13 protein-coding genes are annotated in these 22,407 nt (G+C 74.0%); 6 read left to right on the top strand and 7 right to left on the bottom strand.

The features are described 5' to 3' along the window. The first annotated feature begins 205 nt into the window (after positions 1–205). On the top strand, positions 206–1,156 hold the full coding sequence (locus tag ACZ7LY_RS09060) for an aldo/keto reductase (RefSeq protein ID WP_471623874.1): 951 nt from the start codon (positions 206–208) through the stop codon (positions 1,154–1,156). A 61-nt stretch (positions 1,157–1,217) separates the two neighbouring features. On the opposite strand, the gene ACZ7LY_RS09055 is transcribed toward ACZ7LY_RS09060, so the two are convergent. The 4 genes from ACZ7LY_RS09055 to ACZ7LY_RS09040 form a co-directional block, all read right to left on the bottom strand. Then, entirely contained in the window at positions 1,218–2,534 is a 1,317-nt protein-coding gene (locus tag ACZ7LY_RS09055) for a PrsW family intramembrane metalloprotease (protein WP_471623873.1), read from the bottom strand. Positions 2,535–2,633: 99 nt separating this feature from the next. Then, entirely contained in the window at positions 2,634–3,467 is an 834-nt protein-coding gene (gene trmB / locus ACZ7LY_RS09050; protein WP_471623872.1) for a tRNA (guanosine(46)-N7)-methyltransferase TrmB, read from the bottom strand. Between the two features lie 383 nt (positions 3,468–3,850). Beyond that, complete coding sequence (gene lhgO, locus ACZ7LY_RS09045) at positions 3,851–5,050, bottom strand: L-2-hydroxyglutarate oxidase (RefSeq protein WP_471623871.1); 1,200 nt, start codon at positions 5,048–5,050, stop codon at positions 3,851–3,853. 149 nt (positions 5,051–5,199) lie between these two features. Continuing rightward, positions 5,200–6,621 (bottom strand): MFS transporter, encoded by a 1,422-nt coding sequence (locus ACZ7LY_RS09040; RefSeq protein ID WP_471623870.1) that lies wholly within the window; start codon positions 6,619–6,621, stop codon positions 5,200–5,202. 626 nt (positions 6,622–7,247) lie between these two features. Between ACZ7LY_RS09040 and ACZ7LY_RS09035 the strand changes: the two genes are divergently transcribed. Both ACZ7LY_RS09035 and ACZ7LY_RS09030 read left to right on the top strand, forming a co-directional pair. Then, positions 7,248–9,338 carry an asparagine synthase-related protein gene (locus tag ACZ7LY_RS09035; RefSeq protein ID WP_471623869.1) on the top strand — a complete coding sequence of 697 codons (2,091 nt, stop codon included), beginning with the start codon at positions 7,248–7,250 and terminating at the stop codon, positions 9,336–9,338. Positions 9,339–9,523: 185 nt separating this feature from the next. After that, complete coding sequence (locus tag ACZ7LY_RS09030) at positions 9,524–12,874, top strand: AfsR/SARP family transcriptional regulator (RefSeq protein WP_471623868.1); 3,351 nt, start codon at positions 9,524–9,526, stop codon at positions 12,872–12,874. 30 nt (positions 12,875–12,904) lie between these two features. Here ACZ7LY_RS09030 and ACZ7LY_RS09025 read toward each other — a convergent pair whose 3' ends face one another. Together ACZ7LY_RS09025 and ACZ7LY_RS09020 are read right to left on the bottom strand one after the other, a co-directional pair. Beyond that, positions 12,905–14,926: a sigma-70 family RNA polymerase sigma factor gene (locus ACZ7LY_RS09025; protein ID WP_471623867.1), complete on the bottom strand. Its 2,022-nt coding sequence runs from the start codon at positions 14,924–14,926 to the stop codon at positions 12,905–12,907. Between the two features lie 259 nt (positions 14,927–15,185). Beyond that, positions 15,186–15,980 carry a TetR/AcrR family transcriptional regulator gene (locus ACZ7LY_RS09020; protein WP_471623866.1) on the bottom strand — a complete coding sequence of 265 codons (795 nt, stop codon included), beginning with the start codon at positions 15,978–15,980 and terminating at the stop codon, positions 15,186–15,188. A gap of 468 nt (positions 15,981–16,448) precedes the next feature. On the opposite strand from ACZ7LY_RS09020, the gene ACZ7LY_RS09015 reads away from it, so the two are divergent. Both ACZ7LY_RS09015 and ACZ7LY_RS09010 read left to right on the top strand, forming a co-directional pair. Beyond that, positions 16,449–17,810 carry an NAD(P)/FAD-dependent oxidoreductase gene (locus ACZ7LY_RS09015; RefSeq protein ID WP_471624151.1) on the top strand — a complete coding sequence of 454 codons (1,362 nt, stop codon included), beginning with the start codon at positions 16,449–16,451 and terminating at the stop codon, positions 17,808–17,810. A 164-nt stretch (positions 17,811–17,974) separates the two neighbouring features. Next, on the top strand, positions 17,975–19,615 hold the full coding sequence (locus tag ACZ7LY_RS09010) for an ATP-binding SpoIIE family protein phosphatase (protein WP_471623865.1): 1,641 nt from the start codon (positions 17,975–17,977) through the stop codon (positions 19,613–19,615). A 314-nt stretch (positions 19,616–19,929) separates the two neighbouring features. On the opposite strand, the gene ACZ7LY_RS09005 is transcribed toward ACZ7LY_RS09010, so the two are convergent. Next, a complete protein-coding gene (locus ACZ7LY_RS09005) occupies positions 19,930–21,207 on the bottom strand; it encodes an MFS transporter (RefSeq protein WP_471623864.1) in 1,278 nt (425 codons plus the stop codon). Positions 21,208–21,391: 184 nt separating this feature from the next. On the opposite strand from ACZ7LY_RS09005, the gene ACZ7LY_RS09000 reads away from it, so the two are divergent. After that, on the top strand, positions 21,392–21,946 hold the full coding sequence (locus ACZ7LY_RS09000) for a MarR family winged helix-turn-helix transcriptional regulator (RefSeq protein WP_471623863.1): 555 nt from the start codon (positions 21,392–21,394) through the stop codon (positions 21,944–21,946). The last annotated feature ends 461 nt before the right edge of the window (positions 21,947–22,407 follow it).

Raw genomic sequence — 22,407 nt, 5'->3', positions numbered from 1 at the left:
GCCCCGGCCCCTCCAGTCCCTGCGGCCCCTTCAGTCCGTACGGTCCCTTCATTCCGTACGGTCCCCGCGGTCCGTCCGGCTTCTGTGACCCCGGCGGTCCTGGCGGCAACCCCCCGACGCCAGGGCCGCCGGTTTTGCCCGTCCTTGATCCGCCAGGGGCGCCCGCGCCGGAATACGGCCCACGGCACGGGTGTTGACGCAGAGCATGACTTCTTCCGTTCTTCGTCAGCTCGGCTCCTCCGACCTGGAGGTCTTCCCGCTCGCCCTCGGGGGGAACGTCTTCGGCTGGACCGCCGACGAGCCCACCTCCTTCGACGTCCTCGACGCCTACACCGCCGCCGGCGGCAACTTCGTGGACACCGCCGACGTCTACTCGGCCTGGATCGAAGGCAACAAGGGCGGTGAGTCGGAGACCGTCATCGGCAACTGGCTGGCCCGCCGAGGCCGCCGCGACGACGTCGTCATCGCCACCAAGGTCAGCCAGCACCCCGAGTACCAGGGCCTGAGCGCCGACAACATCAAGGCCGCCGCCGACGCCTCCCTGCGCCGCCTGCGCACCGACCACATCGACCTGTACTACACGCACTTCGACCAGCCCGAGACGCCCGTCGAGGAGATCATCGGCGCGCTCGACGAGCTGGTGCGGGCGGGCAAGGTCCGGCACATCGCCGCCTCCAACATCTCGCCCGAGCGGCTCCAGGAGTCCCTCGACTTCTCCGACCGCGAGGGCCTCGCCCGCTACGTCGCCCTCCAGCCGCACTACAACCTCGTCTCCCGCGACACCTACGAGGGCCGCCTCCAGGACGTCGCCTCCCGCGCCGGGCTCGGCGCCGTGCCGTACTTCGCGCTCGCCGCCGGCTTCCTCACCGGCAAGTACCGCCCCGGCGTGACCGTCGACAGCGCGCGCGCCGAGGGCGCCGGCAAGCACCTGGAGACCGAGCGCGGCCGCAAGGTCCTCGCCGCCCTCGGCGAGATCGCCCAGGAGCGCGACGCGCAGATCCCGACCGTCGCCCTCGCCTGGCTCGCCGCGCAGCCCACGGTGACCGCGCCGATCGCCTCCGCGCGTACGGTCGAGCAGTTGCCGGCGCTGCTCGCGGTCGCCGACCTCGAACTGACCGAGTCCGACCTCACCCGCCTCGACCGCGCCAGCGCGTAAGGGCGTACGTGCGTCAGCGCGTACGGGTGTATGGCTCCGGCGGCGCTCGCGCAGGCGGCTGTCAGTAGCGGTACGGGGGGTGTGCGGCGCCCTGGGGCCAGGGGGCCGCGTACCCGGGCGGGCCGGGCGGCGGCCAGGGCGCCGGGGCCGCCGCCCGCGCCCCGTACGCGAGCGCCGCCGCCGCGTATCCGCGCCGCTGCCACAGCGCCTCCAGCAGTTCCCGCTCCCGCCGCGCGAAGTCGTCGCCGGCCCGGTCGTGCCGGGCCCGCCTGCGCAGCACCGCGAGCGCGGTCCCGTACGCCTCGTACTCGGCGACGGCGAGGGCGGCGGGCCGTCCGCCGTAGAACTCCGCGAACTCCTTCGCCAGCCGCCGCGCCTTCAGCGAGCCGAGCGCGTACGGCTCCGGCGGCGCGAGCCAGCCCGCGGCCACGTACACCGGCAGTTCCTCGCGCACGGTGCGCAGCTCCCGCTGGCGCAGGAACACCGCGAGCCACGTCACCAGCGCGAACACCGGGACCATGAACGCCGCGTACACCGCGAAGAACCCGTAGTCGCCGAGCGAGGACGAGCCGTTCCAGAAGGCGTGCATGCCGACCGCGGCGAGCAGCCCCGCGAGCGGCGGCAGCACGCGCCGCAGCCGCGCCCGGCCCGGCGCGAACACCGCCGCGAGGCCGAACCCGATGCCGGTCAGGACCGTGAACAGCGGGTGCGCGAACGGTGACATGACGATCCGTACGAAGAAGGTCGCCGCGGTGACCGAACTGAGCCCGGGGCCGGTGCCGGCGAGCTGGTCGGTGCCGAACGCGTTGCCCAGGTAGAGGATGTTCTCCGTGAACGCGAAGCCCGTCGCGGTCACGCCCGCGATGACGATGCCGTCCACGACCCTGGCGAAGTCGCGTCTGCGGAACAGGAAGACCAGCAGCACCGCCGCCGCCTTCGCCGACTCCTCCACGACCGGCGCGATCACCGTCGCGCCCAGCGTGTCCGCGCTCGACGGGTCGGCCATCGCCGTCTCCATCCAGCGCGTGGCGAAACTGTTGGCGACGATGGCGATGAGCGCCGCCGCGCACGCGCCCCACGCGAACGAGAACACCAGATTCCGCCACGGGCCCGGCCGCACCCGCTGCAACCAGCGGAACGCGGCTATCAGCAGCGGCACCGGCAGCACCGCGAGCCCGAGCCCCACCAGGAAGCCCTGCGTGCCGGTCTGCTCCCGCACCAGCGCCAGGATCACCACCCCGGACAGCGCGAGCAGCGTGGCGAGCCCTGGCACCCGTACGCCCTTCCGCTCCCACCAGCGCGCATGCGGGACGGCGCCGCCCGGCGGGGTGCCGGGGGCGTGGTCGGGGCGCGGCGGAAAGGTGGGGTACGAAGCCACCTCTTGACCCTAACGAGGGAGGGCGGGCGGTGCGACGGCGCCCGGGGCGGGCGGCTTCCGCGCCCCGTGCGCCGTTCGCGCGCCGGTCAGCGGCGTCGGTCAGCGGCGCCGGAACAGCAGGTCGTGCACCACGTGGCTCTTGTCCAGGCCCTTGCCCTCGAACCGGGTCAGCGGGCGGAACTCGGGGCGCGGGGCGTAGCCGCCGTCCGGCACGGTGTTCTCGTAGTCGGGGTGCGCGCCGAGCACCTCCAGCATCTGCTCCGCGTAGTCCTCCCAGTCCGTCGCGCAGTGCACGAGGGCGCCGGACTTCAGCGGGGCCGCCGCGAGGGTCAGGAACTCGGGCTGGATCAGGCGCCGCTTGACGTGCCGCTTCTTCGGCCAGGGGTCGGGGAAGTAGACGCGCAGGCCGTCCAGGCTCGCGTCCGGGAGCATCGAGCGGAGCAGGATGATCGCGTCGCCGTTCGCCACGCGTACGTTCGTCAGGCCGGCGCGCTCCGCCAGGTTCAGCAGGTTGCCCTGGCCCGGGGTGTGGACGTCGACGGCGAGGATGCCGGTCGTCGGGTCGGCCTCCGCCATCTGGGCCGTGGCCTCGCCCATGCCGAAGCCGATCTCCAGGACGACGCGGTCGGCGTCCGGGAAGAGCTTGGCGAGGTCGAGGACGCTCTGCCCGTCGATGTCCAGGCCCCACTGCGGCCACAGGCGGCGCAGGGCGTCGTCCTGGGCGGCGGTGACGCGGCCTCGGCGGGGCTGGAAGCTGCGGATGCGGCGCTCGTGATGCGACCCCGCCGGGTCGGGCCTCGGGCCCTCCGGAAAGCGGGGGGTGTTCTTGCGTGCACCGGTAGCCGGGGCGCCGGTTCCCGTGCCGGTTTCCGTGGCGGGGGCGGTGGTGCCGGGGCGGGGCGGTTCTGCGGTGATCTCTGGCGGCTCAGACACAATGGGGCCGAGTCTACGGGGGCGCTGCCGCTGGGGGGGGGAGCGCCGGGGGTGTGATCGTTGTGGGTCGGGTGCGGCCCCGGTGGGGCTTCTCGCGCAGTTCCCCGCGCCCCTTACGGGGCTGGTCTCAGCGCCGGTCAATCAAGCCCCTCCGGCGATTGAGGAGCGGGGTTTGGGGCAGCGCCCCAGAGTGCCGGGTGCGTTGTGGCTGGGCGCGCAGTTCCCCGCGCCCCTGGAGGGGCTGACCTGAGCGTCCGCTCTCAGCGGCAGCGTCCCCGCGCCCCTGGAGGGGCTGACCTGAGCGTCCGCTCGCAGCGGCAGCGTCCCCGCGCCCCTGGAGGGGCTGACCTGAGCGTCCGCTCGCAGCGGCAGCGCACCCCGTTCTACAGGTGGGGGAGGATTCGGGAGGTTACTTCTCTGCCTATGGGGAGGGACGCTGTCGCCGCCGGCGATGGCGCGTTGAGGACGTGGACGGCCCTCGGCGCCTCCCGGATGAGGAAGTCGTCGACCAACGTCCCGTCCCGGAGAACCGCCTGCGCCCGCACCCCCGCCGGCGCGGGAACAAGATCCCCGACCTCCACGGCCGGCACCATCCTGCGCACCGCATCGGTGAACGCCCGCCTGGAGAAGGACCGCCGAAGCTCCCCCGCACCGTACCGCCAGTGCCGCCGAGCGATCCGCCACGACCCGGGCCACGCCAGCGTCCCCGCCAGCTCACCACCCCGTACGGTCCGCCAGTCGTACCCCTCGCGCGCCAGCGCCGGCACCGCGTTGGGCCCGACGTGGACGCCGCCGTCGATCCCGCGCGTCAGATGCACCCCGAGGAACGGGAACGCCGGATCCGGCACCGGATACACAAGACCCCGCACCAGCTCCGGCCGCGCCAGCTCGAAGTACTCCCCGCGGAACGGCACGATCCGCATCCCGGGGTCGTCCCCGGTCAGCCGGGCGATCCGGTCGCACTGCAACCCCGCGCAGTTCACCAGCACGCGCCCGCGCACGATGTCCCCGGCGGCGGTCCGCACCGCGACCCCGCGCTCGGGCCGCCGGTCGATCCGCACCACGTCCGCCCCGTAGCGGATCTCCGCGCCGGACGCCTCCGCCAGCCGCTCGGTCACCGCCCGGTAGTCGGCGATGCCGGTCGTGCCGACGTGGATCGCGGCGAGGCCCCGCACCTCGGGCTCGTACTCCTGGATCTGGGCGGGACCCAGCTCCCGTACCGGGATCCCGTTCTCCCGGCCGCGCTGGACCAGGGCGTGCAGCCGGGGCAGCTCCTCGCGCTCGGTGGCGACGATCAGCTTGCCGGTGACGGCGTGCGCGATCCCGTACTCCGCGCAGAACTTGACCATCTCGGCGGCGCCGCGCACCGCGAACCGCGCCTTGAGCGAGCCCGGGCGGTAGTAGATCCCGCTATGGATCACTCCGCTGTTGCGCCCGGTCTGGTGCCGGGCCGGGCCCGCTTCCTTCTCCAGCACGACGACGCGGGTGCCCGGCGCGGCGCGCGAGACGGCATAGGCGGTGGAGAGCCCGACGATCCCGCCGCCGACCACCAGCACGTCCCCATCGAACACAGCCGTCCCCACCGCGCCTCACCTCCACGACTGCATCTTGCCCGACGCCACTGACAATCCACCCGGCCCGCCCGCCGAATACCGGAACCCGGCCATCCCCGGCCCGCGCCACGGCACCGCCCGGCACCCCGCCCCGCCCCGCGCCGCCCCGCGCCGGCCGGTTACGCCGGGGCCATGAGCAGCGGGCGGGCGCGCTCGCGCAGCTCCACGACCCGCGGCTCGTCCCCGTACGGCTCCAGGCGGTGCAGAAGGTCCTTCACGTACTCCGTGGTGCGCGCGGACGAGATCCGCCCGGCGACCTCCAGCGCGCGCGTGCCCTGCTCGCACGCCGCGTCGAGGTTGCCCGACTCCAGCTCCGCGACCGCCGACACGACCAGCCGCAGTCCGTGCGAGCGCACGAACTCCTCCGTGGGCCGCGACAGCGCCTGCTCCGTGAACCGCCGCACCTGCCGGGGTGCCTTCAGGTCGCGGTAGCACTCGGCGGCGTCCGCGGCGAACCGGTCGTAGGAGTAGAAGCCGAGCCACGACGGGTCGCTGTCGCCGTCCCTGGCCCGCTCCAGCCAGCCCTCCGCGGCCCGCAGCGCCGCCCCCGCCGCCTGCGCGTCACCGGCGCGCGCGTGCGCGCGTGCCTCCACGAGGCGGAAGAAGCTCATCGTGCGGGCCGTGGCGAGCCCCCGGTTGCGCTCCAGAGCGGCCTGCGCGAGATCCACGCCCTCGTCGCCGAAGCCCCGGTAGGTGGCCTGGAGCGACATGGACGCCAGGACGTATCCCCCCAGCGGCACGTCGGCCGCCGCGCGCGCGAGGCGTAACGCCTGGATGTAGTACCGCTGCGCGGCCTCCTGCTGCCCGGTGTCGAACGCCATCCAGCCCGCGAGGCGCGTCAGCTCCGCCGCCGCGCCGAACAGCGAGCGCCCCACGTCGTCCGCGTACGAGCCGAGCAGCAGCGGCGCCGCCTCCACCCGCAGACACTCCGGGACCATCGACGAACGCCAGTCGCCGCCGCCGTACTTGGAGTCCCAGCGGCGCGCGTCCTCGGCGGCCTCGCGCAGCTTGCGCACGTCGCTGTGGCCCACCTTCTGCGGCGCGCCGTCCTCCGCCGCGTGCGGCTCGCGCGCGACCGAGGAGTCGGCCGGCGTGATCAGCCACCGCGAGGCGGGCGTCGCGTACGCGCTCACCGCGAAGGAGCCGGCGAGCGACTGCCAGATCCCGCCGCCGCCCGCCCGGCGCCCGGCGAGGTCGAGCCGGTACAGCTCGGTCGCCGACCGCACCGCCGCGCGCACGTCGCGCGGGAAGGCGAGACCCACCTCGGGCGCGGGATCCGCGTCGGCGAGGCCGATCTCGTGCAGCGGCACGGGCCGCCCGAGCTTCTGCCCGATGGCGGCGGCGATCAGGTGCGGGGCGGCGCCCTGCGGCACCATGCCCTTCGACACCCAGCGCGCCACGGACGTCTTGTCGTAGCGAAGCGTCAACCCGCGTTGCGCTCCTAGGTCGTTGACGCGCCGCGCGAGTCCTGCGTTGCTGATTCCCGCGAGGGCGAGAACGGCGCCGAGCTTCTCGTTCGGCCCGCGTTGCTCCCTGGACATGCGCCACCCCTCGACACAGACGGCTGCCGCGCCGGCACCACGTCGACCGATTCGGCCTGGCATAACCGCGCGGCATTCGTACACACAGCGTAGTTCGCCGCATCCCAAGCGTTAAGGGTCGTAATTTCAGATGGCGGGATTGTTGTCCGTACTGAAGTACGGCGCAGGCCACGCCGTGTGACCGTGCGACCGCGTGCTCCGGGTGTGGTGCCGTGCGCCCGGCCGTGCGCTCTTAACCCTCCACCCCGGGAGCGCTTCCATGAGACCTGCGTGGGTCGGCCCGCTGTACTGGATCCAGTGGGCTGGGGGAGACCGCCGCCTACATCCCCGCGGGCGGCGGACCGGTCCGGGAGGCGAACTCCGCCTCCCGGACCGTGCGTTGCGCGCTGTGGCCGAAGCGGGGTGTCCACCTCCGGCCATCCCGCGCCGATTTGGCCGAATCTCGCCCCTGTCGTGCTCGCTCACCGAGGGAGTACTCCGGTACAACCAGGGCGCGAACGGGGCACATTGGGGGGCGCACACGCCCCGCCGCGCTCCGTGCCTGTCGCCTCACTCGGCACCTCTTCCGCGCCACCTTCGTGGCAGCATGGGGACCTCTTGATGGTCCACAGGGTGTGGAGGCGGCGATGCGGTGGTTGGTGGGGTGGAGCAGTGCCACCGCGGGTCCTGTCACCCCCGGCACCGCCGGAGCCACGGGCCCCGACGGCGAGACCGTCCAGCCGGTGGGCTCCCAACCCCTGTGGGGCGACCCCGATCCGCTCTGGGCGGTCGGTGACTGGCGCCCCGACGAGGTGCGCGTCGTCGCCGCCGACGAGCAGACCAGCATCGCCGTCCTCGGGGTGTGCGGCGCGAGCGACGAGCAGTTGCGCGTGGGCCTGTTCGCCGCGCGCGGCGGCGCCCTGCGCCACCTCACGAACTGGCCCGGCAGCTACACGGCGGTCGTCCGCGCCGGCCGCCGCGTCACCGTCATCGGCGACCTCGCGGGCGCGCGCCCGGTGTTCTACACGCCGTGGAGGGGCGGCACCGCGTACGCCACCGCCGCGCTCCCCCTCGCCGACCTCGTCGAGGCCGACCTCGACGTCGGCCATCTCGCCGCCCTGCTCGCCGCGCCCGAGGTCCCCGAGGCGCTCCAGAACTCCACGCCCTACCAGGGCGTGCGCCGCATCCCGCCGGGGCACGCGCTCATCCTGCGCGCCGGCGCACGCGAGATCGCCGGGTACGAGCCCGTGGCCTCCCTCGCCGTCTCCGCCGCGCCCACCGACCCCGAGGACGCCGTGGACGGCGTACGCGACGCCCTCGTGGACGCCGTACGGGCCCGCCTCGCCGCCCCCCGCCACGTCCCCGGCACCGACCTCGACCCGGGTCCCGTGCCCGGCATGGGCCCCGCCGAGCGGCGCGCCGCGCGCGGCATGCCCGTCCCCGGCATCGGCGCCGACCTCTCCGGCGGCCCCGCCTCCGGCACCCTCGCCCTGCTCGCCGCCGGCCTGCCCGGACTGCCCGGCACGGTCCTCGGCCACGGCACGGGCGCGGGTGAGCGGCTGCTCGCGGTCACGTTCAACGACCTGTCGTCCGCCGCCCCGCACCGCGAGGCCGAACTGGAGCGCGCCGGGGCCATCGCCGCCAACCCCCGCCTGCACCACGTGGTGGTCGCCGCCGGCGAGGAAGCACTCCCGTACGCCGACCTGGACGGGCCGCTCACCGACGAACCCAGCCCCACCCTCGTCACCGCCGCCCGCCACCGCGCGCGGCTCGCCTCCGGCAGCGCCGACCACTTCACCGGCTACGGCGCCCGCCAGGTCCTCGACGCCCACCCGGCCCGCCTCGCCGACCTGCTGCTCGACCGGCGCCGGCGCGGACTGCTGCGCCCGATGGCCGCGCTCACCAAGGCCGACGGCTCGTTCACCGTGCCCGCGCGCGTGTACGGCGCCGCCCGCAAGCTCGCCCGTACGCCCTACAAGGCGGGCGTCGAACATCTGGCGGACCGACTGCTGCACCGCCGTTTCGACGAGCCGAGGGGCGCACTCGGCGCGTCCCTCGCCGCGCTCGCCTGGGCCCGGCCCGGGCCCGCCGCGCGCTGGCTGACGGGTGAGGCGCTCGCAGAAGTATCGGTTCGCCTCCATGACGGCGGCACCCGCCCAGGGCCCGGCCCCGGCCAGCGCCCCGGCGAGTTCCGCGCCCGCGCCGCCCTCGCCCGGCACGCCGCCGACCTGCGCATCCTCGAACAGGCCGCGGAGATCCGCTTCCAGCGCCTGCACGCCCCCTTCCTCGACAACCAGGTCGTCCGCGCCTGCCGCGCCCTCCCCGAGACCCTCCGCGTCCAGCCGGGCGCCCGCGCCGAGATCCTGCGTACGGTCCTGGAGGGCGCCGGCGTCACCGAACTGCCCCCGGGCTGGGGAGCACCCTCGTACGCCTCCTCCGCGGCCGCCGCGCGCGCGGGGATGCGCATCTCCGCCGACCACTTGGTGGCCCTGTTCGACACACCGCTGCTCGCGCAGACGGGCCTGGTCGAAGCGCGGGTCGTCCGCAAGGCGCTGCGCGCGGCCGCCGACGGCGAACCCCTGCCGCTGGACGGCCTCGCCGAGATCGTCGCCCTCGAACTGTGGCTGCGCCGCCTGCTGTCCCGCCGGGGCACCTGCTGGACCGGCACACCCGCGCGTGCGCGTGCGGTCCCCTCCGGCACGGTGGTCCCCGAACGCGCCCTCGGAGCGGGCCGCTAGCGCCTGATCCGAAGGACAGACCCTGGGGCGGCCCTCCCGGGTCGTGCCGGCCTCGTGAGCGCCGCCGCCGCACCCGGCCCCGGCCCGCCCCCGACAGCCCGCCCGGGCCCGGTGGGGCGCCCGCCCGCGTACGGCCAGGCCGATGAGCGCGGGCCCTCCCGCGCCGGAGCGGCGACAATGCCCGGGTGCAGTTCTCCCTCCTGGGCGTGACACAGGCCCACGACGACACCGGCCGCCCCCTGCCCGTGGGCGGTGCCCGGCTGCGCGCCCTGCTGGCCTCGCTCGCGCTGCACACCCCGCACACCGCCCCGGTCGACGCCCTCATCGCCGACGTCTGGGCCGACGCTCCGCCCGCCGACGCCCCGGCCGCCCTCCAGGCGCTCGTCGGACGGCTGCGCCGCGCCCTCGGCAAGGACGCCGTCACCTCAGAGGCGGGCGGCTACCGCCTCGCCGCGTCCCGCGCCGACATCGACCTGTACGTGTTCGAACGCCTCGTCCGCGACGGCACGCGCGCGCTGGACGCGGGGGACGCGGAGAGCGCCGCCCGTCTGCTGCGGGAGGCGCTCGGCCTGTGGCGCGGGCCCGCGCTCGCCGACCTGCCCGACCGCACCGCCGGCACCCGCCCCGAGGCCCTGCGCCTGGAGGCCACCCGCACCCGCGCCACCGCCGACCTGCGCCTCGGCCGGGCCGCCGAACTCGTACCCGAACTGCGCGAACTGACCGCCGCGCATCCCTACGACGAACCCCTGCACGCCCTCCTCATCCGCGCCCTGCGCGCGACCGGCCGCGGGGCGGACGCGCTGGCCGCCTTCGAACGGGCGCGGCGGACGCTGGCCGAGGGCCTCGGCGCCGACCCCGGGCCCGAACTGACCCGCCTCCACCACGAACTCCTCACCGAGCCCGCCGAGGACACGCCCCCGCGGCCCACCCCTCGGACCCCACGGGCCTCACCGACCTCGGCGCCCCCGGCGACCTCAGTGGCCCCACTGACCTCACCGTCCCCGGCAACCTCAGCGACCCCAACAACAACCCCAACAACCCCACCACCCCCGCCCGCCCCGGCGAACCCCCCGCACCCCACCCGACCCCCCGCCCGGACGGGCAATCTGCGGCCCCGGCTGAATTCCTTCGTGGGCCGGGAACTCGAACTGGAGGCCATCCGTTCGGACTTGCAAGGAGCACGCCTGGTGACGCTCACGGGTCCGGGCGGCTCCGGCAAGACCCGCTTGGCGGAGGAGGCCGCGTCCACGGCTCCCCTCGCCTGGCTGGCCGAGCTGGCGCCGCTGGACGACCCGAGGGCCGTGCCGGGCGCGGTCGTCAGCGCGCTGGGCCTGCGCGAGACAGTCCTGAAGACGAGCGAGTTGTCAGGACCGGCGGACGACGACCCGACCACCGTGCTCGTCGAGCACTGCGCCCAGCGCAGCCTGCTCCTGATCCTTGACAACTGTGAACATGTCATCGACGCGGCAGCCGAGCTGGCCGAGACCCTGCTCACTCACTGCCCACGCCTGACGATCCTCGCCACCAGCCGTGAACCCCTCGGAGTACCGGGGGAGTCCGTCCGTCCAGTCGAGCCGTTGCCCCCGGACCCCGCCCACCGCCTGTTCGCAGAGCGGGGAGCGGCCGTCCGGCCCGGTTTCCACCCCAGCCAGGATGCGCAGGCCGTCGCCGAGATCTGCCGCCGCCTGGACGGGCTGCCGCTCGCCATCGAACTGGCGGCGGCCCGGCTGCGCCTGCTCACGCCGCGCCAGATCGCGGACCGTCTGGACGACCGCTTCCGCCTGCTCACCAGCGGAAGCCGTACCGTCCTGCCCCGACAGCAGACCCTGCGCGCGGTCGTCGACTGGTCCTGGGACCTGCTCGACGACCGGGAACGCACGGCCCTGCGCGAGCTGTCGGTGTTCGCCGGCGGCTGGGACCTGGAGGCCGCCGAGGCGGTCTGCTCCCCGCCCGGGGCCGCCGACCTGATCGGCGCGCTCCTCGACAAGTCCCTCCTGGTCGCGGCCCCGGGAGGACCCGGCCTGCCCGGCATGCGCTACCGCATGCTGGAGACCATCCACGAGTACGCCACCGAGCGCGCCGCCGCCACCCCCGCGCTGCTGCACGCCGCCGAGCAGCGCCACACCGCGTACGTCCGCGCCCTCGTCGAAGAGGCCGACCCCCTCCTGCGCACCCGCGCCCAGCTCCCGTGGATCCAACGCCTGGAGGGCGAACTCGACAACATCCGCGCCGCACTCGCCCGCGTCACCTCCGCCCCCGCCCACCGGGACGAGGCGACGGGCATCGCCCTCGCGCTCGGCATGGGCTGGTTCTGGTGGCTGCGCAACTACCGCGCGGAGGGCACCGCGTGGTTGGACGCGGTCCTGACCCTCCTGCCGCCGTGGACCGACCCCGAGGACCCGGCGGACCCGCTGCACTGGCCCCGCAGGGAGCTGCGCCTGTTCGCCCTGTTCCTGGCCACCGAGGCCCACCCCACAGCCGGCGTGGACGACCCCGAGCGGCACGCGTACGTGGACCGGGTGCGCGGCGCGTTCACCCCGCCGAGCCGCCGGGGCGCCCGCTTCCCCGGCATCATCTGGCCGTTCTCGCTGTTCCTCACCGGGAGCGTCGGCGACGTACGCGCGGCCCTCGACGCGGCGGTCGGCCTCTGCCGCCGCTTCGGCGGCCCCTGGGAGCTGGGCGTCACCCTGATGTTCCGTACCCACATGGCCGTGGACACCCCGGGCCGCATGCGGGGCGTGGACGACGACCTCGCCGAGCTGCGCGTCCTCACCCGCGAGGTGGGCGAGCGGTGGATGGGCGCCCAGGTGTGCAGCGCGGCCGGCGAGGCAGCCCTGGGCCGCGGCCGGTTCGACGAGGCGAAGGCCGAGTACGAGGAGGCGCTGCGGCTCGCGTACGAGGTCGGGGCGTACGCGGAGACGCCGTTCCTGATGGCGCGCCTCGCCGAGATCGCCTTCCGCGACGGGGACCGCGACACCGCACGCAAGACGCTCGACGTCGCGAGCGAGGAGGCCGAACGGCTCGGGGTGAAGGACACCACGGCGTTCGCGCAACTGCTGCGCGCCCAGTTCGCGCTCGCCGACGGGGACCCGGCACGCGCGCGTGCCGACTGCGAGCGGGCCCGCACGGCGGCCGGCGACGGCACGCCCCCGCCGCAGTTCGTCGCCGTCATCGGCCTGGTGGACGCGCGGGTGACGGCAGCCGAGTCCGGCCCCGACGCCGGCCTCACCGTCCTCGCCGACGTGCTGCGCGACCCCGTCATCGAACGCTGCTCGGAGGCGATGACCGGCGGCCTGATCGACTTCGGCGCCGAACTGCTCGCCCGGCGCGGCGACCTGGCGGCCGCGCTGCGCCTCTACGCCGCGTCGGACCGGCTGCGCGGCGGCCTGCTCCGGCCGCTCCCCGAACGCGACGAGCACCAGGCCGTACGGGAGCGCGCGCACACCGAGCTGGGGGAGGAGCGGGTCGCGGCAGAGGAGGCGGCGGGCGCCCGGCTCACCCAGGGCGAGATCCTCGCCGCGCTCGACCCGGCGTGAGCCGCGCGGGCCGGGCCGGGCCGGGGCCGGTCAGCCGCAGGTGAAGCGGGACTGCGCCCAGTCGGCGAACGCCACGCTGTCCCACGGCGAGTCGGGCTCGACGACGAGCCGGATCGTCTTGTGCCCGGCCAGGTCCACATGGACCGGCACCGCCGCGTCGTGCCCCCGCAGCACCTTCGACTGCCAGGCGCGCACCCCGTCGACGAACACGGAGAAGCGGACGGCGCCGAGCCCGAGGGTCATGTCGTCCACGCCCGCGTACGCGTCGTAGGACGTGCAGGCGCGGTTCAGATCGATGGTGACGGAGGAGCGGGCGGGCACGGAGACGCCGTACGCGTACTCCTGCCCGGCGACCTTCAGCCCCGTGCGCTGCCACACCGGGCTGCTCTCGCCCAGCCGGATCTCGGGCTTGGTGCCGTCGCCGTTCGCGCTGTAGTCCAGCCGGTTGAGCTGGTAGACCGCGGGGGCGGGCGGCGGGGTCGGCTTCGGCGTCGGGCGCGGCGGCCGCGGGGTGGGCTTCGGGGGCGGTGGCGTGGGGGTGGTCGGCTTCGGCGGCGGGGTGGGCTTCGGCGTCGGCCGGGGCGCGGGAGCCGCCTTCGCGGGCGGCTTCGGCTTCGGCGTGGGCTTCGGGGCGGCGGGCGCCGGGGGCTCGGGCGCGGGCGACTTCGGCTTCGGTGTGGGCGTCGGCGCCGGTTCGAGCGGCTGGGAGACCGGCGGCTGCTCCTTGCGGGCCTCCGGCTTGTCGTGGGGTTCGCCGCCGGTCAGCGCGAGGGCGAGCGCGGCGGCCGTCGCCACCGCCACGACACCCGCCGCGATACCGGCCTTGGCGGGCGCCCCGAGCCCCTCGGACGCGGCGGCGCCCCCGGCCGAACCGCCCGAGGAGGAGCCGCCCGCCGCCGCTGCCGCACCGGCGCCCGCGCCGGCCGCGCTCGCGGCGCCACCGCCGATGAGCGCGGCGACCTTCGCGTACCCGGCGGCACCGAACCAGCCGATGACCGCGATCGGCACGACCCCGGGGATACCGCTGGCGACTTCCTTGATCTGCCCGGCGGCGAGCCGGCACTTGGCGCACTCCTCCAGGTGCTTGCGCAGACCGCGCTCGGCCCGGGTGCGCAGGCTGCCGCGCGCGTAGGCGCCGAGCCGGTCGGCGTAGCGGGAGCACTCCTCGGACTCGGTGAGGGTCGCGGAGACATGCGCCTGGAGGTACGCCTCCTTCAGCCCCTCGCGGGCGCGCTTGGCGAGGACGCGCGTGCCGTTGGCGTCGAGGCCGAAGAGGGTGGCGACATCGCTCGGCGACTCGTCCTCGATCTCCGTGTGCCACAACACGGCCTGCCAGCGCTCGGGCAGCGAGCGGAACGCCTGCATGGCCATCGACTGCTCGGCCTCGTGCATCGCGCGTACGTCGGCGCCGAGTTCGAGGGTGTCGTCGTCGGAGACCTCGTTGGAACGGGCGGCCTGCGCGGCGAAGACGGCGAAGTCCTCGACCAGTTGCTCCCGTTTCGCGGACTTCGTCCAGCCCGCGGCGACGCGCCGGACCGTGGTCAGCAGGTACGCGCGCACCGCGTGCTCGGGCCCGCTGCCGCCGCGCACGGCGCCGAGCATGCGGGCGAAGACCTCGGCGGTCAGGTCGTCGGCGGTGTGCGCGTCCCGGCAGCAGGTACGGGCGTAGCGGCGCACGGCACCGGCATGCCGGCGGTACAGCTCCTCGTACGCGCTGTCGTCGCCGCCGCGCATCAGGGAGATCAGATCGGCGTCGGCGGGCGGTACGTCACCGCCGGACGGGCCGGCCGGCAGGCTCTCGCGCTGGGCAGGGACGGAGACCTCGGGCACATCGGGCGCCCCGGCAGTCTCGTACGCCCCGGATGAGCCGGATGAGCCGGATGATTCGGGAGTATCGGACGGTTCGGAAGCGGCGCCCGCGCCCGGCCCGCCCTGCGACGGCACCTGCGTCCCGCCCTGCGACGGCACCTGCGAAGCGAGATCCTCGGCGCTCGCGCCCCCGCTCTCGCCCCCACTGTCGGACCGCTGCTCGTCCCGCCCGTCAACGCTCATCGCGGAAAGCCCCCGACCGCACACTCTGACCCGAACACCGGGAAAGAGTGCCATACGCGCCCTCTTGTGCGCCGGTCCGTGCACAGCAACCACTCATCCGTGGGGATTTCCGGCACATCTGCTCTAGAGTTCACCCCTTCGGGGCAGACACAACGGGCCGCTCGCTGACGCGAGTTGGCCGCGGACGGTCGCACAGCCGTCCGCGGCCACATCGCCCCGCTTCGCCCAACGGGACGTTTCTCACCAGGGCCGGACCGGCCTACGGCCGCGAACGCAACCCCTCCAGCAGGATGTCCAGCAGCCGCGACGACGCCGCCGCCTGCTGCGCCGCGTCCGGCAGCGAGGGCGCCGCCGTGGCGATCACCAGCAGCACGTCCGACACGGTCACGTCGGCCCGCAGCTCCCCGGCCTCCCGCGCCCGGTCCACAAGACGCCCCACGACGTCCAGCAGGGCCGCGGCCCCCGAGTCGTCGCCGACCGTGCCCGCACCGAGCGCGTGCTCCTCGGCCGGTGCCGTGCGCTGCTCCACGAGACGCAGCTCGGGCCCGTCCACCGCGGCCCGCTGCTGCGGCACCCGCGCCTCGTCCCGCGCGCCGTCACCCTGCTCGGCACCCTCGTCGGCCACGCCCACCCGCAGCACCTGCGGCGGCAGCAGCCGCCCGGCGCCTGAGGCGACCGACGTGCGCAGGAACCGCGACAGCGCCGACCACGGCTCGTCCTCCTGCCCGAGCGCGGTGCGGGCCTGATCGGTCAGCCGGGCCGTCTCCTCCTCGGCTATCCGCCGCACCAGTACGTCCTTGCTGGGAAAGCGCCGGTAGACCGTGCCCACACCGACGCGGGCGCGACGCGCGACATCCTCCATCGGCGCCCCGTACCCCAGCTCGCCGAAGACCTCGCGGGCCGCGCGCAGCACATGCTCCAGATTGCGCTGGGCGTCCACGCGCAGCGGCGTGGCACGCGAACTGTCGCCCGCCCCCCGCCCGTTGGCCCCGGCCGCCGCGCCCATGGGCGTGACGGACGAGGCCGAGGTCCATTGAGAGTCCTGAATGTGCATATGTGTTCCCCCGGTAATGACGTCTCCCCCCGGAGACACTCCCCGCCATTGTCAGCCGGAGCGTGAGGAACAGACAGTCTTTTCCCGGCGCCGTTCCGTTGCGCGACCCCGGCCAGTGCGTCCCCCGACACCCCGACGACACACGAACATAGTTGAGCCGGAGTCAATTCAGAAGGGGCAGGTTCCGCACGGAGCGCCCCCCGAACGGAGTACGCGGTGGTTCCGCCCTGAATGCGCCCCGCCCCGCGCCCCCCGCCGCCCCCGCTGACCTGCGCACAAGTCCCGTACACCGCCCGGCGACCGCAGCGGTGCGGAGCCCTCCGTTCCGTCACACAAATTGTCGGGGCTGTGGACAAAATCCGAGGCCCGATGCGTCATGGGAGGGTGAGGGCTGGAAACTTGCGGGGCACGGACCCCGAACCCCGAAGGGGCACGCGCGTTCTCGTCGTCGGCGGCGGCTACGTCGGGATGTACACCGCCCTGCGCCTCCAGAAGAAGCTCAAAGCCGAGCTCAGAAGCGGTGCCGTCGAGATCGTCGTGGTCACCCCCGACCCGTACATGACGTACCAGCCGTTCCTGCCGGAAGCCGCGGCCGGATCCATCTCCCCGCGCCACGTCGTCGTCCCCCTGCGCCGCGTTCTCGCGCACTGCCAGGTCGTCGTCGGCGAGGTCGTCGCCATCGACCACGCCAAGCGCACCGCCGCCTACACCACCCTCGCCAGCGACGAGGAGGGCACCGGCCCGGCGGCCCTCCCGTACGACGAACTGGTCCTCGCGCCCGGCTCCATCTCGCGGACCCTGCCCGTGCCCGGCCTCGCCGACCACGGCATCGGCTTCAAGACCGTCGAAGAGGCCGTCGGCCTGCGCAACCACGTCATCGAGCAGCTCGACATCGCCTCCTCCACCCGCGACCCCGCCGTCCGCGACGCCGCCCTCACCTTCGTCTTCGTCGGCGGCGGCTACGCGGGCGTCGAGGCCCTCGGCGAGCTGGAGGACATGGCCCGGTACGCGGCGAAGTACTACCACAACGTCAAACCCGAGGACCTCAAATGGATCCTCGTCGAGGCCAGCGACCGGATCCTGCCCGAAGTCGGCCCTGAGATGGGCCAGTACACGATCCGCGAACTGCGCGGCCGCAACATCGACGTACGCCTCGACACCCGCCTGGAGTCCTGCGAGAACCGCGTCGCCGTCCTCTCCGACGGCTCCCGCTTCCCCACCCGTACGGTCGTGTGGACCGCCGGCGTCAAACCCAGCCCCCTGCTCGCCGCCACCGACCTGCCCCTCACCGACCGGGGCCGCCTGGCCTGCGCCGCGACCCTCGCCGTCGAGGGCGCCCCGCACGCCTGGGGCGCGGGCGACGCCGCCGCCGTCCCCGACGCCACCGCCGGCACACCCGGCGCCCTGTGCGCGCCCAACGCCCAGCACGCCGTCCGCCAGGCCAAGGCACTCGCCGACAACATCGCGGCCTCCCTGCGCGGGCAGCCCCTGACCGACTACGCGCACGCCTACGCCGGCTCCGTCGCCTCCCTCGGCCTCCACAAAGGCGTCGCACACGTCTACGGACGCAAGCTGAAGGGCTACCCTGCCTGGTTCATGCACCGCGTCTACCACCTCAGCCGGGTGCCCACCGTCAACCGGAAGGCCCGCGTCCTGACCGAATGGACCCTCTCCGGACTGTTCAAGCGGGAGATCGTCTCGCTCGGCTCGCTGGAACGACCGCGCGCCGAGTTCGAACTCGCGGCCGGGGGAGTCCCCCCTGAGGACCCTTCCGGACCCGGCCCCGGCCCGGCCGGCGAGCCGCCCGCCACCCCGAAAGGGTCGCCCTGACCGTTCCGTTGACGCATCCGACGGCATCCGACCCCACCCCGACGAGCGGAGCACGGAACTCCCGCCCACGGACCGGCGTCTGACGTTTGTCAGTACGGTCGGCCAGACTGGTCCACGACCTGGGCGGCCACCTCCGCCCTCGACCCCACGAGGCTTTCCCCACAGTGAACTTCACGCGCTGGAGCGCCCGGCTCCCCGGAACGCAGCGCCGCGCCGCGGCGCGCGCCGACCACGGCGTCCCCCAGCGAGGCGACGGCGCGGTGCCCGCGGCCCGCGCCGAGCACCTGCCCGACGACGACCCCCTCACCCGCAGCGGCGTCGACGCCCTGCCCGTACGCGACGTCCTCGACCGCGTCCCCGGCCTCGTCGCCCTGGTGCACGGCCCCGACCACCGCGTCGCCTACCTCAACGACGCCTACATCGCCGCCTTCGGCGACCGCCCCGCCGACGCCCCCGCTCGCGACGCCCTGCCCGAACTCGACGAACTGAGCCTGCTCCCGCTCCTCGACCAGGTCCTGCGCAGCGCCAAGCCCCGTACGGTCAAGTCCCGCCGCACCGCCGCCGGCCGCTCCTTCACCGTCACCTGCACCCCCCTGGAGACGGCTCAAGGTCCCGGCGTACTGATCTTCGCCGCCGACGTCACCGACCACGCCGAGGCCGCCGAGCGGCTGCGCACCAGCGAGCGCCGCCAGCGCGAGACCGCCGTCACCCTCCAGCGCTCCCTGCTCCCGCAGGAACTGGAGGAGCCCGACGACCTGCGCATCGCCGCCACCTACCAGCCCGGCGGCACGGAGGCCGCCGTCGGCGGCGACTGGTACGACGTCATCACCCTCGGCGGCGGCCGCACCGCGCTCGTCATCGGCGACGTCATGGGCCGCGGGGTGCGCGCGGCGGCCGTCATGGGCCAGCTCCGCACCGCCGTACGGGCGTACGCGCGTCTGGACCTGCCCCCGCACGAGGTACTGCAACTCCTCGACGGCCTCGCCACCGAGATCGACCCGCACCAGATCGCCACCTGCGTCTACGCCGTCCACGACCCCAACGAGGGCCGCCTCGTCTACGCGTCCGCCGGCCATCTGCCGATCCTCGTACGCGACGAGAACGGCACGATCCACCGCGCCGACGAGCCCACCGGCCCGCCCCTCGGCACCGGCGGCTGGCTGCATCAGTCCGGCTCCGTGCCGCTCGGCCCCGGCTCCACCGCCGTCCTCTACACCGACGGCCTGGTCGAACGGCGTGACGAGGACATCGACGAGGGCGTCGCCGCCCTCGAACACGCCCTCGCCGGCGCCACCGGGACGCCGCAAGTCGTCTGCGACCGGCTGATCCGCGCCTCGGGGGTCGCCGCCGACCACGACGACGACGTCGCCGTCCTCGTCCTCCAGCACCCGGCCCGCCAGGGCAGCGACGGCGAACGGTTCCGCAACGCCGCCCTCGAACTCCTCGGCGGGGTCGAGGCCGCCCCGCGCGCCCGCGCCTTCGCCTCCGGCGTGCTCTCCAGTTGGCGGTTCCCGCCCGACCTGCACGACCTCGGCGTCCTCGCGGCCAGCGAACTCGTGGCGAACTCCTTGCAGCACGGGACGCCGCCGATGCGGCTCCGCCTGCGGCGCACGGACCGGCGGCTGATCATCGAGGTCACCGACGGCGACGACCATCTGCCTCGGCGGCGGCGCGCGGAACCCGGGGACGAGACGGGCCGCGGTATCGCCATCGTCGCCACGATCGCCTCCAACTGGGGCTGCCGTAGGACGCCGGGGGGCGGGAAGGCGGTCTGGTGCGAATTCCTCTTGCCGCCTGCCTCTTGATCACCGGAGCTGAAGCGCAGGGGCAGCCCCCTGAGGCCGTCCTTCACCTGCGGGCCGGTAGGTGCTGGTCGCGCAGTTCCCCGCGCCCCTGGGGAGTTCTCCGGTCGAGGCCCGCTGACCTGAACGTTGCGCAGTTCCCCGCGCCCCTGAGGGAGCGGGGCTTCGCCCCTGCTCCCCAGGGGGGAGGTGTCGACGTAGTCGCCCCTCCTAGGGGCGCGGGGAACTGCGCGACCAGCCATGACGTGACCGTCAGACGAAGAACCCGCCCGACGGGGCTGTCACCGCTGTCACCTGGGGGGGAGGGGGGACTCCCCTCAGACCGAGGAAGAAGACGCCCGCTCGGACTCCACGCTCTGCATGACGACCCGACTCCCCGCAAGAGACGGCTGATCCTGCACGGCAGTGAGCCGCTTCCCCAGCCGCAGAGCCAACCCCGTGATCCCCAGCGAGAACAGCAGGAACGTCACGATGTACGGCCCATGCAGCGCCGCCCCCATGGGCCCACCCACCGCAGGCCCGACCGCCAACGCCAACTGCTTGACCAGCGCGAACGCGGAGTTGTACGTCCCGACCATCCCGGCCGGCGCCAAATCCGCCACCAGCGGAGCAACCGTCGGCGACAGCAGCGCCTCACCGAGCCCGAACAGCGCGTACGTAGAGATGAACGCCGCCGTCGCCATCGCCTGGCTCCCGTGCCCGAGCCCCGCGTACCCCGCGAAGACCCACGCCACGGCCCAGATGAGCCCCACCGCGGCTATCACCCGCGACCGCTTGCGCCGCTCGACGAACTTCAGCACGGCGAACTGCGCCACGACGATCATCGCCGTGTTGGCCGCGAGCGCGATGCCCAGCGTGGACGGCGAGATCCCGGCGGCCTCGACGCCGTACGCGCTCAGCCCGGACTCGAACTGTCCGTAGCAAGCGAAGAACAGGACGAACCCGAGCACGCACAGCTGCACCATCGCCCGGTGCCCGAGCAGCGCCCGCAGCCCGCCGCCGGAGCCGTCCTTGGGCACGGCCTCGCCCAGCGAGGGCGCATGCGGCATCCGCACGCTCAGCACGACCCCGGCGAGCACCAGGAACATCACGGCCTCGATGCCGAACAGCAGCAGGAAGCTGGAGGGACGGTTCTCGTCGACTATCTGGCCGCCGATGAGACCGCCGATACCGAGCCCGAGGTTCTGCAGGAAGAACTGCGTGGCGAACGACCGCGTCCGCGTCTCCGGCGACGAGCACCACACGATCATCGTGGCGAGCGCGGGCTGGAGCACCGCCGTACCGGCACCGAGCACGGCCGCGGCGCCGATGGCCGCCGGCTCGTTGCTCGCGAGGCCGAGGCCCACCGCGCCGACCGCCGCGACCAGCGAGGCCGTCACCAGTACGGGGAGAGGTCCACGGCGGTCGATCGCGCGGCCGGTGAAGGGCAGGACGACGAGGGCGGCCATCGCGAACGCGGCCAGCACGATGCCGGCAGCACCGGCACCAAGTTCTCGCACCTGCGCCACATAGACGTACAGGAACGGAACGGTGAAGCCGATGCCGAACGAGCTCAGCGCACTGCCCATCTGAATCCGGCGCATCGCAGCGCCCATCGCCCTGGTCACTTTCACCTGCCCTTTCGCAGCACACGGGCCCCGCGTGGGGCCCACAGACATGGAGAGAAGCCCCAGGCGCCGAGCACGGCTCAACCCTGAAGACTTCGAAGCTAAACTTAGAACCTAAACTATACACACCCAAGGACTTCAATGCCAACGCCCGCCGTGCCATACTCAGCGCATGGCCGACACCCCCGGCGGGCCGACAGCCGAGCCGACACTCGAAGAGCAGATCGCCGCGTATCAGCGGGAGTTCCAGGACCTCGATCCGCAGGTCGAGCAGATCGTCTCGGCGCTCGGCCGGCTGAACCGCCGTATGAACGTGGCCTACGGGCGCCAGACCGCCGAGATCGGCATCAGCAACGCGGAGTGGGAGGTCCTCAAGGCCCTCGTCCTCTCCGGCGCCCCCTATCGGATGGGCCCCGGCGAGCTGGCCAAGCGCCTCGGCCTCACCCCCGCCGCGATGACCCACCGCATCGACCGGATGGTCCAGGAGGGCCTGGTCACCCGCGACCGCGACGAGAGCAACAGGGTCCGCGTCATCATCGAGCTGACTCCGCAGGGCCGCGAGAAGTGGCTGGCGGCCATGCGCCTGGCCACCGTCTTCGAAGAGGATCTGCTCCAGGACCTCACGGCGGTCGAGCGCGGCCTGCTCGGCGAGGTACTCACCCGCCTCCTGCGCCGCGTCGAACATGCCCAGCCGGACGCCGGCGGCCGCCTCACCGACCTCGACTGAACGTCCGTACGACGTTCATGGAGGCGGGGGTTGACACGACCGGCCCCGGTCCGTAAGGTTCTTCGGGTTGCCACGGAGCCGTAACAGTTCCGCGACAGCACCTTCCGCCGCTCAAGCGGCACCCACACTTCCAGCGCGACCTCCCGAACGGGATCGATTTCGGCACGCCCGAATTCGCTTTCGAATGGGCTCGGCACCCGAATTAGGAACTGCCGAGCGGATCCGCTAAAGTCTGGGACGTCGGAACGGCCCAACAGCCGGGAAGACAAACCAAGTTGGCCCCGTTCGACCGGGAATCAGGCCCGAAAGGATCTGATAGAGTCGGAACCGCCGGAAAGCCGAAAGGCCGGAAAGCGGAGCAGAACCCCGAGGAAATCGGCCGGTGAAACGGTCTGATAGAGTCGGAAACGCAAGACAGCAAGACCGAAGGGAAGCGCCCGGAGGAAAGCCCGAGAGGGTGA

This window comes from Streptomyces sp. NPDC107550, assembly GCF_055639095.1.
The sequence above is the reverse complement of the archived record's forward strand: the minus strand, read 5'-3'. Positions and strand labels throughout refer to the sequence as shown.

Excerpts from the sequence above, each read along its gene's own strand:
- ACZ7LY_RS09035 (WP_471623869.1), top strand. The coding sequence starts at position 7,248 with ATGCGGTGGTTGGTGGGGTGGAGCAGTGCCACCGCGGGTCCTGTCACC.
- ACZ7LY_RS09020 (WP_471623866.1), bottom strand. The coding sequence starts at position 15,980 with ATGCACATTCAGGACTCTCAATGGACCTCGGCCTCGTCCGTCACGCCC.
- ACZ7LY_RS09060 (WP_471623874.1), top strand. The coding sequence starts at position 206 with ATGACTTCTTCCGTTCTTCGTCAGCTCGGCTCCTCCGACCTGGAGGTC.
- ACZ7LY_RS09000 (WP_471623863.1), top strand. The coding sequence starts at position 21,392 with ATGGCCGACACCCCCGGCGGGCCGACAGCCGAGCCGACACTCGAAGAG.
- ACZ7LY_RS09040 (WP_471623870.1), bottom strand. The coding sequence starts at position 6,621 with ATGTCCAGGGAGCAACGCGGGCCGAACGAGAAGCTCGGCGCCGTTCTC.
- ACZ7LY_RS09005 (WP_471623864.1), bottom strand. The coding sequence starts at position 21,207 with ATGGGCGCTGCGATGCGCCGGATTCAGATGGGCAGTGCGCTGAGCTCG.
- ACZ7LY_RS09025 (WP_471623867.1), bottom strand. The coding sequence starts at position 14,926 with ATGAGCGTTGACGGGCGGGACGAGCAGCGGTCCGACAGTGGGGGCGAG.
- ACZ7LY_RS09015 (WP_471624151.1), top strand. The coding sequence starts at position 16,449 with ATGTACACCGCCCTGCGCCTCCAGAAGAAGCTCAAAGCCGAGCTCAGA.